Below are 14,550 nucleotides of genomic sequence, written 5' to 3'. Positions count from 1 at the left end.
GCGTCAACGGCGGCGCGGCACCCCGACCGGGGCGTACAGCACGGCCCGCAGCCCTGGAACGAGGTGGCGGACTAATTCATCAGCGGACAGGCTCGCGATCGGCTCCAGCCGCAGGAGGTAGCGCGCGAAGATGACCCCGGCCAGCTGGGTGGTGAACACGGCCGCGCGGGCCGGGGCGTCGGCGCCGCCGATGTACTGGGCCATCTGTTCGGTCATCTCGCGCTGGACGAGCTCACGGAACATCCTGGCGAACTCCGGCTCCTGCACGACCGTGGTCGCGAGGACCCGCAGCCGCGGGCCGTTCTCCGGGTCGTCCCAGGCGGTGACCAGCGTGCGCAGCACCCGTTCCGGCATCGTCGCGCGGTCGCCGGGCAGCGCGAGGCGCAGCAGGTCGGCCGGATTCGCGGCCAGGCCCAGCGCCGCGCCGAACAGGCCCCGCTTCGAGCCGAAGAAGTAGCTGATCAGGGCGACGTCGACCCCAGCCTCGGTGGCCACCGATCGCAGCGTCACCGCCCGGTACCCGTCGGCCAGGAACCGCCGGCGCGCGATCTCCAGAACGCGCCCACGGGTGTCCGGGCTGCCCGCCCGCCGGCCGCGCGTGCGTACTGCGCCCTCGGTCACGTCGCCATTATTCATCAGCATTGAAATAGCCGCCGCCCGGGTGTCACCTTGACCGCTGTCAGCACTCTCAGCGTGTCAGGACTCTCAGCGGAAGGTCCCCATGAGCACCACCCTCGCAGCCACACCCGCCACGTCGAGCCGGGAGCCGGACGATGTGTCCCGGGCCGTGCTCCCGGTCGTCATGCTCGCGCTGTTCACCGTCGTCGCCGCGGTCGCGTCGCTGAACGTGGCGCTGCCGTCGATCGCGCGGGACACCCACGCGACCCAGACCCAGCTGTCCTGGGTCATCGACGGCTACGCCCTGCCGTTCGCGGCGCTGCTGCTGCTCGGCGGCGCCGTCGGCGACCGGTACGGCCGGCGGCGCGCCCTGATCGCGGGCCTGACGGTCTTCGCGGTGGGCTCGGCCGTCGCGATGACGGTCCACGACCCGCGGTGGCTCATCGCGATGCGGGCCGTGCTCGGCCTCGGCGCCGCCCTGGTCATGCCGGCGACCCTCTCGACGATCACCGCGACCTTCCCGCGCGAGCAGCGCGCCCGCGCGGTCGGGGCCTGGGCCGGGGTGGCCGGGGCGGGCGCGATCGTCGGGGTGCTCTCGTCCGGCCTGCTGCTGGAGCAGTGGTCCTGGCGGGCCGTGTTCGGGCTGAACGTCGTGCTCGCGGTGGTCGCCGTCGCCGCGACGGTGCGGGTGATCCCCGAGTCGGCCGACCCCGAAGTCGGGCGGCTGGACTTCGTCGGTGCCCTGCTGACCGTCGCGGGCCTGCTGCTGGCCGTCTACTCGATCATCGAGGCGCCGACCGCGGGCTGGGCCAGCGCGCGCACGCTCGCGGGCATCGCGGCCGGGGTGGTCGTGCTCGCCGGCTTCATCGGCTGGGAGCTGCGCCACGCGAACCCGTTGCTCGACCCGCGGCTGTTCGGCAACCGGGGGTTCGCTCTGGGGGCGCTGTCGATCACCTGCCAGTTCTTCGCGTTCTTCGGGTTCATCTTCGTCGTGCTGCAGTACCTCCAGCTGGTGCGTGGGGACAGCCCGCTGGTCGCGGCGGTCAGCCTCGTCCCGATGGCGGCCGCGATCGGGCTGGGGGCACGGGGCCTCGCGCCGCGGCTGGTCGGCCGGCTGGGTACTCGGGTGGTCTGCGTGGCCGGGTTGGCGCTGGTGGCGGCCGGGCTGCTGGTGCTGTCCCGGGTCGGCGTCGCCAGCGGCTACGGGCTGCTGCTCGGCGGGCTGCTGCCGCTGGGCGTCGGGATGGGCCTGGCGATGACGCCGGCGACGGCGGCCATCACCGACGCGCTGCCGGCGGCCAAGCAGGGCGTCGGCTCGGCGATGAACGACCTGTCCCGGGAGCTTGGCGGCGCGCTCGGCATCGCCGTGCTGGGCAGCCTGCTGCAGTCGACCTACCGGGCCCACCTGCACCTGACCGGGCTGCCGGCCCCGCTCGCCGACCACGCGCGGTCCTCGCTGGCGCTGGCCACGATGCTCGGCCCGGACGTGGCGCACCAGGCTCAGGCCGCGTACGTCGACGGCATGCACACCGCCTTCCTCTGCGGGGCCGCGGTGATCGTCGTCGCCGCCGTCGCGGTCGCCGTCTTTCAGCGTTCGGCCGGCTCGCCCAGGTAGGACTTTCGCGGGGATCCCGATGGTTGCCAGGTGACGGGAAGAGATCCAGAGGGGGTGGGCCGAATGACGACCATTGACGAGCTTGCGGCGCTCGGACGCGAGGAGCAGGGCCTGGCGGTCATCTCGACGGCGCGGGCCGACCAGACGATCCAGTCCTCGGTCGTGAACGTGGGAGTCCTGGCCCACCCGCTCACCGGGAAGGACGTGCTCGGGTTCGTCACCTACGGGCCGGTGAAACTGGCCAACCTGCGGGCCCGGCCCCAGGTGACCGCGACCATCCGTTCCGGCTGGCGGTGGGCCGCGCTGGAGGGGACCGCCCAGCTCATCGGCCCGGACGACCCACACCCGGACATCGACGCCGAGCGGCTCCGGCTGCTGCTGCGCGAGGTGTTCACCGCCGCGGGCGGCACCCACGACGACTGGGATACCTACGACCGCGTCATGGCGGAGCAGCGCCGGGCCGCCGTCCTCATCGAGCCCAGCCGGGTCTACAGCAACAAGACCAGCTAGAGGTGGAAGCCGCCGTCGACGTCGAGCATGTGGCCGGTGACGTAGGCGGCCCGCGGCGAGGCCAGGAAGCAGACCGCCTCCGCGACGTCCACGGCGGTGCCGAACCGGCGCAGCGGGATGTTGCGGCGGGCGGCCTCCAGCCCCCCGTTGTCGTAGGCGCCGGAGCGGATCAGGCGGTCGGCCATCCCGTCGGTCAGCATGCCGGGGCCGACGCAGTTCAGTCGGACTCCGTAGCGGCCCTCCTCGGCGGCGAACGCCCGGACCACCGCCTCGACCGCGCCCTTCGGCCCGGCGGACAGGCCGTCGCGGACCGGGTAACGGCGGGTCGCGGCGGTGGTGACCGCGACGACGCTGCCCCGCGACGCCCGCAGTAGCGGCAGCGCGGGGTGGACCAGGTTGTAGAACGCGACCACCTCGCCCTCGACCTGCCGGCGGAAGTCGGCCGGGGGCACCGTCGACAGGTGCCGCTGTGGGACGTGCGGCCCGGACGCGACGACCACCGTGTGCACGGCACCGCATTGGTCGGCCACTTCGGTCAGGAAGGCCGCGGTGGCCGCCTCGTCCTCCAGGGCGAGCTGGCGGGCCAGCCCACGGCGACCGGCCGCCTCGACCGCGGCCACGGTCGCGCCCGCCGCGTCGGGGTTGCGGTGGTAGGTCAGGACGACGTCGCTGCCGAGCTCGGCGAGCCGCCGGCAGACCGCGGCGCCGATCCCACCGCTCCCGCCGGCCACGACCGCCACCCCGGGCACGTCCGCGAAGTCCAGGTCGGCCACGGTGGCGTCAACGAGCGCGAACGAGAACAGGTTCCAGAAATCGGTCGCGAGTCGGGCGGTGTCAGGACAGATAGAGAGTGAGCGCCTCGATGAGCCCGGCGCGGGCCGCGGAGACGTCGGTGTAGCTGCTCAGCCCGCCGATGTCGTGCAGGCCGAGGATCGCGCCCGGCATGAGGAAGCGGACCTTGGCGAGGCGCTCCCTGGGGACGGTCAGGCCGTCGAACGCGTGGTCCCAGACCTGGGCCCACCGGGAGTCCCAGGCGGCCAGCGCGGCGGCGGTGCGCGGGTAGTCCCGTTCGACGACGGCGGCGTCGCGCGGCAGGAACAGCCGCAGCGTGTTCACCGCGCGGGCGCTGGGCGAGTCCAGCGAGTTCCAGACCAGGTCGACGATCGCCTCCAGGCGCGCCGCCAGCGGCAGGCCGGCCAGCCGGTCCAGCGTCGGGTGGAAGCTCGGGCGGAAGGACACGTGCTCGATGACGGCCGCCCAGACCCCGTCGGCCTCGCCGAACTGGTGCTGGATCGTCCCCCAGGTGACGCCGGCCTCCCGGGCGATCAGGTTCGCGCTGACGACGTCCGGGCCACCGGCGGCGAGCAGGTCGACGGCGACCTCCAGGATGCGGCCCCGCGTCGCGAGCCCGCGCCGGTTCAACCGGGTTCCCTTGGCGCTCAGGCCCGCGGCTCCCAGGAAGCTCGCGGGCGGTGCCTTGGTGGTCGTTGTCGTTGTCGTAGCCGGCGCCGAGACAACGGCGATCGTGGTGGAGGTGGTCACCTGGCCCATCGAGCGCTCCCTACATCCGAGCGAACGGTGCCGCCGGCGGAGCCCGCGGACCCGCCGCGCGACCGAGTCGGAGGCCTCAGCGTCAGCACGCACTGTCGACGCTGTGTCGGCGCACAGGTGGGAGCCGGCGGAGTGCTATCGGCTATACGTTACCCCTATGCCACCCTCGGTCGGCATACGGCCCGAAATGTCTGCCTTTTCCGGATCATTCGCGGGGGCGGCGGCCGGCGGGAGCGAACGGCCCGGTCCAGCCGCCGGGAGGTGTCGCACTGCGCCACGGTGACGACCGACATACGACCTGCGACGTACCCGACGGACCCGAACTCTCGTCTTGCGGCTGATGCGCCGTCCGCGGCCGAATCCCTAGCGTGGCAGCATGGCCAGCCCGAACCGTCTCGCTGGCCGAACCGGCGTGGCGGGAGAGCGCGGATGATCGAAGTTGATGGGCTGACGAAACGCTATGGTGAGCGGACCGCCGTGGCGGACCTCACCTTCACGGTGCGGCCCGGGAGCGTGACCGGGTTCCTCGGGCCGAACGGCGCCGGCAAATCCACCACCATGCGCATGATCGCCGGGCTGGACGAGCCGACCTCCGGGACCGTGCGGGTCAACGGCCGGGACTACCGATCGGCCAGTGCCCCGATGGCCGAGCTCGGCATCCTGCTGGAGGCCCGCGCGGTCCACACCAGCCGCTCGGCCTACAACCACCTGCTCGCCCTCGCCCAGACGAACGGGGTGCCCCGCCGCCGCGTCGACGAGGTCATCGACCTGGTGGGCCTGCGCGACGTCGCCAGGAAGCGGGTCGGTGGGTTCTCCCTCGGCATGGGCCAGCGGCTCGGCGTCGCGTCCGCGCTGCTCGGTGACCCCCGGACGGTCGTGCTGGACGAGCCCGTCAACGGCCTCGACCCCGAGGGCATCCGCTGGGTCCGCACGCTGCTGAAGTCGCTCGCGGCGGAGGGGCGGACCATCTTCGTCTCGTCCCACCTGATGAGCGAGATGGCGCTGACGGCCGAGCGCCTGATCGTCATCGGCAAGGGCCGGCTGCTCGCCGACACGACCGTCGCCGAGATCGTCGCGCAGGCGTCGGGCTCCGTCGTCCTGGTCCGCTCGCCGCGGGCCGGCGAGCTGCGCGACCTGCTGGTCGGGCCGGACGTCACGATCTCCAGCGCCGCCGCCGGCGAGCTGGAGGTTCGGGGACTGTCCGCCGCGCAGATCGGCGACATCGCCTGCGAGCACGGTGTGGCGCTGCACGAGCTGGCCACCCAGCGGGCGTCGCTGGAGGAGGCGTTCATGGAGATGACGGCGGACTCCGTCGAGTACCACGCGCATACCGGCCCGACCCCGTCCACCCCGGCCCGGCGCGAGCCCGTCTCGTCTGGAGAAGCCCGATGACCACCACGACTCTCGCGGAGGCACCCGCCGCCGCGCCGCCCTTCCCCGGCATGCGCGTCAGCCAGGCTCGGGTGATCCAGTCCGAGTGGACCAAGTTCCGCTCGCTGCGCTCGACGCTGATCACGCTGGGCGCCGCCGTGGCGCTCACCGTCGGCCTCGCGGCCCTGTTCTGCGCCGTGATCGCCAACCGCTGGGACCAGCTCGAGCCGGCCCGCAAGCTCGCGTTCGACGCCACCGAGGCGAGTCTGCGCGGCGTGACGATCGCGCAGCTCGCGGTCGGGGTGCTCGGCGTACTGCTGGTCTCCGGGGAGTACGCGACCGGCATGATCCGGGCCTCGCTGACGGTCGTGCCGAAGCGGCTGCCGGTCCTCTGGGCCAAGATGACCGTCTTCACGGTGGTCGTCGGCGTCACCTCGGTGGTCGCGACGCTCGTCGCGTTCTTCGTCGGCCAGTCGTTGCTGGCCAGCAAGCACCTCAATGTGGCGTTCTCGCACCCGCACACCGCGCGGATGGTGCTCGGCGCGGCGGTCTACCTGCTGCTGGTGGGCCTGACCGGGATGGCATTCGGGGGGCTGTTCCGCAACACAGCGGCCGGCATCTCCAGCCTGGTCGCGCTGTACTTCGTCATCCCGCCGCTGTTCGACCTGCTCCCCGCCAGCTGGGCCAACAACATCAGCCCGTACCTGCCCTCCAATGCCGGAGCGGCGTTCTGGCAGCGGGCGGACCCGAGCCTGCTCTCGCCCGGCCACGGTTTCCTGGTGATCCTCGCCTGGACGGCCGTCGCCGTCGCGCTCGCGGCGGTCCGACTCAAGCGGGCCGACGCCTAGTCTCGACAGGTCCGGCCGTGCGCCGGCGCGACCAGGGGAGGCGAGACGAGTGAGCGTGATCTCGCCGGCGAGGGCGCGAGCGATCAGGGCGCGGGCCGGGCGGGCCGTTCCCTGGGCGGCCTGGCGGGCCCGGCGGCGGGCAGCCCTGCGTGAGCTGGTCCGGTCGTTCGACGGCGACCCGTCGCGGAACTACGCCCGTGCCCTCGCGCTGCTCGCGCCCGTGGCCGTGCTGGCGCTCGGCCTGCCGAGCGCCGTGCGCGACTCCCTGCGGTTGGGCCACCCGCTGGCCCTGACCGTCTCCCTGACCGTCGCGCTCGCGTCCACCTTGCTGTTCCGTCGCCGCTACCCGTTCACGACCTTCACCGTCGTCTCGGTGATCGCCTTCAGCCAGTGGCTGCTCGACATCCGGCTGATGGCGGACATCGCGCTGCTCGTCGCGCTCTACACCGTCGCGGCCTGCGGCTCCGTCTGGGCGATCATCGCCGCCGGCGCCGTGATGGAGGTGGGCGTCGGGCTGGCGGTCGACCGGTGGGCGGAGGTCGGCGTCTGGATCACGGTCTTCGTCCTGCTGTCCGGGATGGTCGTCGCCGCCGGGGTGCTCGGGATCTTCGCCCGGACCCGCACCGCCTACCTCTCGCAGCTGCGCCAGCGAGCCGAGCGCCTGGAACGGGAACGCGACCAGCAGGCCGAGCTCGCCACGGCCAGGGAGCGCGGCCGGATCGCCCGCGAGATGCACGACATCGTCGCCCACCACCTGACCGTCATCATCGCGCTGTCCGAGGGCGCCGCGGTGGCCGTCGGCGGCTCACCGGACGCCGCCCGCGACGCGATGAGCACCGTCTCCGCGACCGGCCGCGAGGCGCTGGCCGACACGCGCCGCCTGCTCGGCGTGCTGCGCGGCTACACCCCGGACCCGGCCGAGCCGGTCGGGTCGCCCGGCCTTCCAGCCGAGGAGGAGCGCGCGCCCCAACCCGGGCTCGCGAGCCTCGACCCGCTGCTCGACCAGGTCAGGGCGGCGGGCCTGGCCGTGACGCTGACGGTCCGCGGCGACGGCCGGACGCTGCCCGGTGGGCTCCAGCTGGCCGTCTACCGGCTGATTCAGGAGTCGCTGACGAACACCCTCAAGCACGCCGGTCCTGGCAGCGCGGCGCGGGTGACTCTCGACTACCTGCCGGACCGGGTGACGCTCGCCGTCGTCGACGACGGCGCCGCGGACCGCCGGTCCGACGCCCCGGCCTCGCCTGACCCGGCCCGGCCTGAGCGGGGTCTGACTGACCGGGACCAGGCCGACCGGGACCAGCCTGACCAGGGTCATGGCGTCACCGGGATGCGCGAACGGGTCGCGGCCTGGGGTGGCGAGCTGACCTGTGGCCCCCTGCGGCCCCGCGGCTGGCGGGTCACCGCCAGCCTGCCCCGGCCGCCCGTCACCGGCCTGCTCGCCGAGACCGTGCTCCCCGGCGCGGCGTGATGGCGGACCCGAGCGGCCAGGATCTGCCCGGCGGCGCCGAGTCGGCGACCCCGATCCGGGTCCTGCTCGCCGACGACCAGCCGCTGATCCGGCTGGGATTCCGGATGTTCCTGCGGGCCGAGCCGGGCATCGAGGTCGTCGGCGAGGCCGATGACGGGGCGAGCGCCGTCCGGCTGGCCCGCCAGCTGCGCCCGGACGTCGTCTTCATGGACGTCCGGATGCCCGGCATGGACGGCATCGAGGCGACGGCCGCGATCGTCGCCGCCCGGCTGCCGACCAGGGTGCTGATCCTCACGACGTTCGACCTCGACCAGTACGTCTACGCCGGGCTGCGCGCCGGGGCGAGCGGCTTCCTGCTCAAGGACGCCCGCCCGGCCGAGCTCGCCGCCGCGGCCCACGCGGTGGCCGCGGGCGAGGCCGTCATCGCGCCGAGCGCCACCCGCCGGCTGCTGGAGACGTTCACCCCGCTGCTGCCGACCCCCGAGCAGGCCGACGCCAGGGCCGCCACGCTGGCCGCCCTCACCGACCGCGAGCACGACGTGCTGCTCCTGGTGGCCCAGGCCCGCACCAACCGCGAGATCGCCGACGAGCTGCATGTCTCCGAGGCCACCGTGAAGGTTCACGTCGGTCGGATCCTGGCCAAGCTGGGCCTGCGCGACAGGGTCCAGACCGTCGCCTTCGCCTACGAGACCGGCCTGATCACCCCGAGCGCCTACCGCTCGCCCGGCAACCAGCGCTGACTCAGCTACTGGCACCGGGCGTTGTCCTCTTTAGGCCAGCCCCCGGGGGCCGTCGCCATTTGAAAAGAGGCACCGGCTCGGGTTGGATTGCGGGTTGGATTGCATGCCAAAGAGTCTCCAGCCGGTTGTGGAGTGCTTTTGGATGCGCTTCCTATCGCGAGGTTGACCCGGTGCGGACGTGAAGCCCGGCTTTCCTGTGCTCCGTGCTTCGCCCCGTCGGGACCTGCTGATCGCCGCTGCCTCACCGCGCCCTATAGTTCGGAACCGTCAGCGCCTGGGCGCGACCATGCCGCGAAGTGACCAAGGAGGGCTCCTGCGGATGACGGCGAACTACGAAGGTCTTAACGAACAGGACTTCCAACGGTTCTGCCAAGCCCTTCTGCTTGCCCAGAGTCGAGACCTCCAGTGCATGCCCGTCGCCATGCCGGACGGCGGCCGTGACGCGACTGTCGGCCATCCAGTCGAGGGAACAACCGTCTTTCAGGTAAAGTTCGCGCGGGCGCCGGAGCGGCTCGACGACGTTGTCAGCTGGGTCTGTGCCGCGATCGACCGGGAACGGCCGAAGGTTGTGGAGCTGGCTCGGCGCGGGGCCCGCCGTTATTTCCTCATGACAAATGTGCGCGGCTCTTCCCACCTGGGTACCGGCTCCATAGACAGGGTGCAGGACCATCTCAACTCGACGCTGCCCATCCCCGCGCAGTGCCTGTGGCGTGACGATCTCGACCGTCGCCTCGACGGGCAGTTCCACCTGAAGATCCAGTACCCGGAGCTGCTCTCCGGTGCTGACGCCCTCGCTCTGGTGTGGGAGTCAAGTTTCGCCGGCGAACAGGAAAAGCGGCGGTTCATGGCGCTCAAGGCCTACCTCGCGCACCAGCACGAACAGGATTCGGGCGTTCGATTCAAACAGACGGGACAACAGCGCGTCGACCAGTTGTTTGACATCTTTGTCGACGTTCCGGTCGTACCGCCCAGACGTCGGGTCGACGCCCGACTCGCCGAGTGGTACTACTCCGCGGCGGCAGCGCATGGAGTGTCCCGGCCCTTCGACGATGCCCGGCTGTGTTACCACGGCGCTGGAATGGCGCTGGAACTCGACGTCGAGGCGCATTTCGGGCCGGACGCGCTCGGCGCGGCGAGCCTCTTGTTGGGACAGAGCGCACGCGACTTCCCTCGCCTCGTCATCGAGGGAGCGCCTGGGCAGGGCAAATCGACGCTCAGCCAGTACCTGGCGCAGGTCCACCGGATCCGCCTGCTCGGCAACGTGGCGGAGACCGCGCGGATCTCACCCGCTCACCGGGCCGGCCCGGTCCTCCTTCCGCTCAAGCTGGACCTCCGTGACCTTGCGGACTGGCTGGATCCGGAGGAGAGAACCTCGTCCGAACCGCGTCGCCCGACGGACTGGGAACCGACCCTCGAATCGGCGCTGGCCGCGCACATCCACCGGTTCTCCGGGGGGATGCGGTTCGACGTGGCCGATCTCGTCGCGGTCATCGACCAGCACCCGACCCTCGTGATACTCGACGGCTTGGACGAGGTCGGATACCTCAGGATGAGGGAGTCGGTCGTCGCCGCCGTCGCCGAGGCCGCGACCCGGCTCGGCAGCGGGCAGTCGGATTTCCGGATGCTGGTCACGAGCCGGCCGTCCGTGATCGCCCACGCGGCGACGCTGCCACGCCGGCAGTTCCAGCACCTCGCTCTCGGGCCGCTCAGCCGCCCGCTCATCGACGAGTACGCCGAGAAGTGGGCCACCGCTCGGCGCCTGCCGAAGCGAGACCTGGCTGAGCAGCGTTCCGTGTTGAAGGAGAAGCTCAGCCAGCCCCACATGATCGAGCTGGCGAAGAACACCATGCAGCTGTCGATCCTGCTCAGCCTGATCTGGGCGGTTGGCGGATCGCTCCCGGACAAGCGGACCAAGCTGTACGACGACTACGTCAAGGTCTTCCTCGACCGTGAGGCGGAAAAGAGCCGCGTCGTCCGGGTGAACCGCGACCTGTTGATCGACATCCACTGCTACCTGGCGTTCCACCTGCACTCGTCCGCGGAGTCCAACCAGAAATCGGGCCGGGGGGCCGCCGCGGGCCGAATAACGGAGGAGGAGCTGCGCAGGCTGCTGCGCGAGTATCTGCGGGAGAACGGGAAGTCGGCCGAGCTCGTCGACAGCCTCTTCACCGGGATGGTTGAGCGCGTGCTCGCGATCGTCTCGCGGGTGACGGGCACCTACGAGTTCGAGGTCCAGCCACTGCGCGAGTACTTCGCCGGCCGGTTCCTCAACCACACCGCGCCGAACTCGCCGCCGGGCCGGCCGAGGCCCGGCACCAAGCCGGACCGATTTCTCGCGATCGCACCGAACCCCTACTGGTTCAACATCTGCCGGTTCTTCGCCGGCTACTACAACAAGGGGGAGCTAGCCGATCTCGCCGAACGCATCGAGGAACTCGGCCGCGAGCCCGCCCAGGCTGCCGCGCCACTCGCGCGGACGATCGCCGTCGCGCTGTTGCAGGACTGGGTCTTCACCCAGTCGCCCCGCGCGACCCAGCGGATGGTCGACTTCGCGTTCGACGACCTGGGCCTGCGGTGGGCCAGCCTCCCGGCCCCGCTACTCGCCGAGACCGGCGCGGGCCGCGTCCGGCTGACCGAGGAATGCGGTGGACAGCATCTTTTCGAGAAGGCCTGGGGGCGCCTGCAGAACGAGCCGCTGACCGAACGGGCGCGCGGTCTGTGCCAACTGGCCGCCGGCTGCGGGGACTTCTTCACGCCCTGGCTGGCCAGGGTCCGGCGCGAGACCGGGCCGGAGCGGACGCGGTGGATCGCCTTCGGCGCCTGGGCCGATGTGGTGCGACACCTCGCGACCGCCGACGCGCTGGAACTGTTGGGACCCGAACAGGACAAGGAATTCCCGGCGCGAGCCTGCTACCTCGTTGGCGCGGGACTTCTTTATGACGACCTTCCGGCGGCCATCCGCACGGCCGTGGCGCGAGCCGTGCTCAATTTCGGCGGCCTGAGCATCGTGACCACGGGCACGAGCCAGCTGATGACCATCGCGAACCTGGCGAACATCGTCCCGGCGTCCGGGATCCTTCGATCCGAGACGGACCGGAAGCCCGACGACGAGCCCGTCGGCGCGGCGGTCGCCGCCATCTCGGAGCTGATGGAGTCGTCGGTCGGCGAGTCCTGGTATCACTCGCTCGAACGCTGGCGATGGCTCGTCGATGCCGTGGACCGGCTTTGCCCGGACACCTGGCTGGCCAGGCGCCTCGCCTTCAGGGCCGCGTCCGAGGTCCGTTCGCGAGCGGAGTCCGGACGTGGTTCGACCGGTCTGTTCAGCGGACCGGGAGGCCTCGTCGACAGGCTGCGGGCCGCGCGCCGCCGGCGCAATCAGCCGTGGTGGTGGGAAGAGCAACTGGAGGAGGCCGAATCGCAGTTCGACCGGGCGTTGTGGGCCCTCGCGGTGACCGAATGGTGCTCGGTCGACGCCCTGCGCGCGCTGATCCTTCCACTTGACCGGGTGGTGACAGGCCTGGACCGCTGGGTAGCGGGCCTCCTACAGGAAGCGGTTCGGGACCATTCGCGCCGGGCGGCCGGGCGCCGGATCGAGTATCGCTTCAGCCCGGTTGCCCACCTGAGACTCTCCGCCGACACGGCCATGCTGTTGCACTTTCGAGCGGCGACCGCGGACGCGGAACTGCTGGTCAGGCGTGCCATCGCGGCGAGCGACTGGACGCCTTTCGTGGCGACCAGCATCGCGGACTTCCTGGTGCCGCGACTGGGCGAGGAACCCGCGGAATGGCTGCGTGACCTGCGGCGGCTCGAACGCCTTGAGCGCAGTGGTGCGCTTCGGGGAGGCGAGACTCTCTGGCCGAAGGAGAATCGCACGGGACCTCCCGCCGAGATCATCGACATGATCCGACGTAACCCCTGGGGCTTCTCGTCGACGGCGGTGATCCTCGCCTCGGCGGTCGCACCCGCCCCGCGGATCGTCGCCGAGATCGCTCAGGAACAGCAGTGGCTCACCGAGCTCTGGACCGACGACCGGTGATCACCGCAGGCCGGACTCCTGTCGCCTCACGGCCCGGTGTCGAAAGCGGCCAGCAGTTCGGTGCCGGCGGCTGAGAGGACCTTGTCGGTGCGGACCAGCTCGACCCGGTGCAGCGGGAACGAGCCGAAACGCGCGTTCCGGTGGGCATGCACGGCCGGCAGGACGGTTGTTAGGTCGGCGCAGCGGAACCGCACCACGTTGCTGACCGCGATCCGCAGCGGCTCCTGCCGGGGTGGCTCGGAGCCGAGGTCGCGCAGGATCGAGGCGCGCAGGGCGAGGAGAGCCGGGGCCGGCCGCGCATAGGCCCGGACGTAGACGGTGTGGCGCGCGACCGCGAGGCCCCGCAGGGTGAACGTGATCGGCGGCGCGGCCGCGACCCGGTCCGCCAGCGTCTCCGCCAGCCGCGCCAGCGGCAGATCCGCGTACCGGTCGAGATTGGCGAGCGTGATGTGCAGGGCGTCGGCCGGATAGAGGTAGTGGCTGTTGACCCCGGCTGCCGCGGCCGGCTGCGCGGCGGCCCGTACACGCGCCGCCAGTTCCGTGGGCACCCGGACGACCGTGGTCAGAAACGCCCGCGGGCCTTCCTCGCCGCCCCAGACACCGGCCCTCCCGCGCCGCAGCGCCCGGGCTTCACGGACGCGCAGAAGCCCGAACCGGCCGCGCTGCGCCAGCTCGCCGCCGGCCAGCCCGCACAGTCGCTCCGCCGTCGACCACCGGTCCACGAAGGGGATGGTAGGCGGGTCCTCCTACTGGTTTCCCATGGCGAAGCCGGAGGGGGCGGGAGCACCGTGGAGGGTCCAGCCGGAGCCGGCCCGCAGCCAGCCGGCGGAGGCCGCGGTGCCGCCGTCGACGCTCAGCGTGCTGCCGTTGATGTAGGCGGCCCGGTCGGAGCACAGGAACACGGCGGCGTCGGCGATCTCGGCGGCGACGCCCTCGCGGCGGAGCGGGATGTACCGCTCGATGCCCTCGACGCGCTCGGCCGGGGGAGCGGGCAGCGTGTCGGGGTCGACGGGGCCGCGCATGATGCCGCGGATGCCGGCCGTCGCGGTGAGGTCGGGGGCGATCGCGTTGATCCGGATGCCGGAGTCGGCGAGCTCCAGCGCCATCGTCCGGGTGAAATTGATCATCCCGGCCTTGCAGGCGGCGTAGACGGCGTACATCGGGGCGGCCCGCATCCCCTCGATGCTGGTGATGTTGACGATGGAGCCGCCGGTCGGCCGCCCGCCGGACGCCTCGGCAGCGGCGGCCACCGTCTGGGCGATCAGCGGAGCCGCCGTCGACGTCGCGGCGAGCATGCTGACGAGGTTGATGTCGATGTGGCGGCGCCAGCTGCGCTCGCTCTGGTCGAGGAACCGGCTCGCCTTCACCCCGCCGGCGTTGTTCACCAGGATGTCCAGGCGGCCGAACTCGGTGTGGGTGGCGGTGATGGCGTCGGTGAGGGCGGCGGTGTCCATGACGTCCGCCTGGAGCGCCAGGGCCTGGCCACCTTCCTTCTCGATCAGCTCGACGGTGGCGGCCGCGCGGGTGGGGTCGATCTCGACCAGGCCGACCCGGACTCCCGCGGCGGCCAGCCCCCGCGCGATCGCCTGCCCGATGCCGGCCCCGGCACCGGTCACCACCGCCGCCTTGCCCGCCAGCCCGAGATCGAACGTCGCCGTCACCGCACCCACTCCTCACGCTCCGGTCGTCCTCGCGGCCCGCTTCGAGGTCCCGCGGCCGTGGTCGCCGGTCCGGGGCCGGGCGGCCCGTGACCTGGCGGGATCGAGGCCCGCCGGCACACCAGGGCCGCTGTA

The 14,550-nt window shown here is 72.1% G+C and carries 14 protein-coding genes; 7 read left to right on the top strand and 7 right to left on the bottom strand.

Going from position 1 to position 14,550, the window contains the following annotated elements:
* Window positions 1-3: 3 nt before the first annotated feature.
* Window positions 4-621, bottom strand: a complete 618-nt coding sequence (locus tag FRAEUI1C_RS29650) for a TetR/AcrR family transcriptional regulator (RefSeq protein WP_232425174.1) — start codon at window positions 619-621, stop codon at window positions 4-6.
* A 100-nt stretch (window positions 622-721) separates the two neighbouring features.
* On the opposite strand from FRAEUI1C_RS29650, the gene FRAEUI1C_RS29645 reads away from it, so the two are divergent.
* Both FRAEUI1C_RS29645 and FRAEUI1C_RS29640 read left to right on the top strand, forming a co-directional pair.
* Window positions 722-2,233 (top strand): MFS transporter, encoded by a 1,512-nt coding sequence (locus FRAEUI1C_RS29645; RefSeq protein WP_013427069.1) that lies wholly within the window; start codon window positions 722-724, stop codon window positions 2,231-2,233.
* A 63-nt stretch (window positions 2,234-2,296) separates the two neighbouring features.
* Window positions 2,297-2,743, top strand: coding sequence for a TIGR03618 family F420-dependent PPOX class oxidoreductase (locus tag FRAEUI1C_RS29640; protein ID WP_013427068.1), 447 nt, complete (start codon window positions 2,297-2,299; stop codon window positions 2,741-2,743).
* On the opposite strand, the gene FRAEUI1C_RS29635 is transcribed toward FRAEUI1C_RS29640, so the two are convergent.
* Both FRAEUI1C_RS29635 and FRAEUI1C_RS29630 read right to left on the bottom strand, forming a co-directional pair.
* Entirely contained in the window at window positions 2,740-3,516 is a 777-nt protein-coding gene (locus FRAEUI1C_RS29635; RefSeq protein ID WP_013427067.1) for an SDR family NAD(P)-dependent oxidoreductase, read from the bottom strand. The two genes, FRAEUI1C_RS29640 and FRAEUI1C_RS29635, sit on opposite strands and share 4 nt — an antisense overlap.
* Before the next feature lie 61 nt (window positions 3,517-3,577).
* Window positions 3,578-4,294 carry a TetR/AcrR family transcriptional regulator gene (locus tag FRAEUI1C_RS29630; protein WP_013427066.1) on the bottom strand — a complete coding sequence of 239 codons (717 nt, stop codon included), beginning with the start codon at window positions 4,292-4,294 and terminating at the stop codon, window positions 3,578-3,580.
* A gap of 429 nt (window positions 4,295-4,723) precedes the next feature.
* Here FRAEUI1C_RS29630 and FRAEUI1C_RS29625 point away from each other — a divergent pair, with 429 nt between their 5' ends.
* From FRAEUI1C_RS29625 to FRAEUI1C_RS29610, 4 genes are read left to right on the top strand one after another with little or no spacing between them, the layout of a single operon-like run.
* Window positions 4,724-5,686, top strand: a complete 963-nt coding sequence (locus FRAEUI1C_RS29625; RefSeq protein ID WP_013427065.1) for an ABC transporter ATP-binding protein — start codon at window positions 4,724-4,726, stop codon at window positions 5,684-5,686.
* Complete coding sequence (locus FRAEUI1C_RS29620; protein WP_013427064.1) at window positions 5,683-6,513, top strand: ABC transporter permease; 831 nt, start codon at window positions 5,683-5,685, stop codon at window positions 6,511-6,513. The genes FRAEUI1C_RS29625 and FRAEUI1C_RS29620 overlap by 4 nt, the downstream gene beginning before the upstream one ends.
* Window positions 6,514-6,562: 49 nt before the next feature.
* Window positions 6,563-7,981: a sensor histidine kinase gene (locus FRAEUI1C_RS29615; protein ID WP_013427063.1), complete on the top strand. Its 1,419-nt coding sequence runs from the start codon at window positions 6,563-6,565 to the stop codon at window positions 7,979-7,981.
* Complete coding sequence (locus tag FRAEUI1C_RS29610; protein WP_013427062.1) at window positions 7,981-8,721, top strand: response regulator; 741 nt, start codon at window positions 7,981-7,983, stop codon at window positions 8,719-8,721. The genes FRAEUI1C_RS29615 and FRAEUI1C_RS29610 overlap by 1 nt, the downstream gene beginning before the upstream one ends.
* A gap of 241 nt (window positions 8,722-8,962) precedes the next feature.
* Here the strand turns inward: FRAEUI1C_RS29610 and FRAEUI1C_RS39855 are convergent, their stop codons facing one another.
* A complete protein-coding gene (locus FRAEUI1C_RS39855; RefSeq protein WP_157735087.1) occupies window positions 8,963-9,469 on the bottom strand; it encodes a hypothetical protein in 507 nt (168 codons plus the stop codon).
* 60 nt (window positions 9,470-9,529) lie between these two features.
* The gene (locus tag FRAEUI1C_RS39850) at window positions 9,530-9,829 is read right to left on the bottom strand and encodes a hypothetical protein (RefSeq protein WP_157735086.1); all 300 of its coding nucleotides are present in this window, start codon (window positions 9,827-9,829) and stop codon (window positions 9,530-9,532) included.
* Between FRAEUI1C_RS39850 and FRAEUI1C_RS36800 the strand changes: the two genes are divergently transcribed.
* Complete coding sequence (locus FRAEUI1C_RS36800) at window positions 9,800-12,757, top strand: NACHT domain-containing protein (protein ID WP_157735085.1); 2,958 nt, start codon at window positions 9,800-9,802, stop codon at window positions 12,755-12,757. The genes FRAEUI1C_RS39850 and FRAEUI1C_RS36800 overlap by 30 nt on opposite strands.
* 26 nt (window positions 12,758-12,783) lie before the next feature.
* On the opposite strand, the gene FRAEUI1C_RS29600 is transcribed toward FRAEUI1C_RS36800, so the two are convergent.
* Complete coding sequence (locus FRAEUI1C_RS29600) at window positions 12,784-13,479, bottom strand: 2'-5' RNA ligase family protein (RefSeq protein ID WP_013427060.1); 696 nt, start codon at window positions 13,477-13,479, stop codon at window positions 12,784-12,786.
* Between the two features lie 24 nt (window positions 13,480-13,503).
* Entirely contained in the window at window positions 13,504-14,418 is a 915-nt protein-coding gene (locus FRAEUI1C_RS29595; protein ID WP_013427059.1) for an SDR family NAD(P)-dependent oxidoreductase, read from the bottom strand.
* Window positions 14,419-14,550: the final 132 nt, after the last annotated feature.

Origin of the sequence: Pseudofrankia inefficax, assembly GCF_000166135.1 — a bacterium.
In the GTDB taxonomy this organism is placed as follows: Bacteria; Actinomycetota; Actinomycetes; order Frankiales; family Frankiaceae; genus Pseudofrankia; species Pseudofrankia inefficax.
Note: the sequence above shows the minus strand (reverse complement) of the source record. Positions and strands in the feature narration are given on the sequence as shown.

What these genes read in the sequence shown, in the direction of transcription:
- FRAEUI1C_RS39850 (WP_157735086.1), bottom strand. Translation starts at nt 9,829, where the DNA reads ATGCGCCTCGACGTCGAGTTCCAGCGCCATTCCAGCGCCGTGGTAACA.
- FRAEUI1C_RS29640 (WP_013427068.1), top strand. Translation starts at nt 2,297, where the DNA reads ATGACGACCATTGACGAGCTTGCGGCGCTCGGACGCGAGGAGCAGGGC.
- FRAEUI1C_RS29645 (WP_013427069.1), top strand. Translation starts at nt 722, where the DNA reads ATGAGCACCACCCTCGCAGCCACACCCGCCACGTCGAGCCGGGAGCCG.
- FRAEUI1C_RS29620 (WP_013427064.1), top strand. Translation starts at nt 5,683, where the DNA reads ATGACCACCACGACTCTCGCGGAGGCACCCGCCGCCGCGCCGCCCTTC.
- FRAEUI1C_RS29610 (WP_013427062.1), top strand. Translation starts at nt 7,981, where the DNA reads ATGGCGGACCCGAGCGGCCAGGATCTGCCCGGCGGCGCCGAGTCGGCG.
- FRAEUI1C_RS36800 (WP_157735085.1), top strand. Translation starts at nt 9,800, where the DNA reads ATGGCGCTGGAACTCGACGTCGAGGCGCATTTCGGGCCGGACGCGCTC.
- FRAEUI1C_RS29630 (WP_013427066.1), bottom strand. Translation starts at nt 4,294, where the DNA reads ATGGGCCAGGTGACCACCTCCACCACGATCGCCGTTGTCTCGGCGCCG.
- FRAEUI1C_RS29625 (WP_013427065.1), top strand. Translation starts at nt 4,724, where the DNA reads ATGATCGAAGTTGATGGGCTGACGAAACGCTATGGTGAGCGGACCGCC.